The 517-nt window shown below is 62.3% G+C and carries 1 protein-coding gene; it reads left to right on the top strand.

Features of this window, described 5'->3' with window-relative positions; all coding sequences use genetic code 11:
• On the top strand, positions 1 to 517 hold a 517-nt coding region (locus A3840_RS06030; protein WP_205633341.1), incomplete at both ends, for a phosphomethylpyrimidine synthase ThiC.

The raw sequence follows: 517 nt of genomic DNA, 5'->3' as shown, positions 1-517 counted from the left end.
CGATCCCTCCAGGCTCGATTGGGAGGTGTTCTCGGACACCCTGATCGAACAATGCGAGCAGGGTGTCGACTACTTCACGATCCATGCCGGGGTGCGCCTCGCCCATGTACCGCTGACCGCCAAACGCGTCACTGGTATCGTCTCGCGCGGCGGCTCCATCATGGCCGGCTGGTGCCTCGCCCATCACAGGGAAAGCTTCCTCTACGAACGCTTCGGCGACATCTGTGACATCATGGCCAAATACGACGTGTCGTTTTCACTCGGCGACGGCCTGCGCCCCGGCTCGATTGCCGATGCCAATGACGCAGCGCAGTTCGCCGAGCTCGAAACGCTGGGCGAGCTGACCAAGGTCGCCTGGGACAAGGGCTGCCAGGTGATGATCGAAGGTCCCGGGCACGTCCCGATGCACAAGATCAAGGAGAACATGGACAAGCAGCTGCGCGAATGCGGCGAGGCTCCGTTCTATACGCTGGGCCCGCTGACCACCGATATTGCGCCGGGCTATGACCACATCACC

Source organism: Devosia elaeis, from assembly GCF_001650025.1.
In the GTDB taxonomy this organism is placed as follows: domain Bacteria; phylum Pseudomonadota; class Alphaproteobacteria; order Rhizobiales; family Devosiaceae; genus Devosia; species Devosia elaeis.
This window is presented reverse-complemented; position numbering and strand designations above follow the sequence as displayed.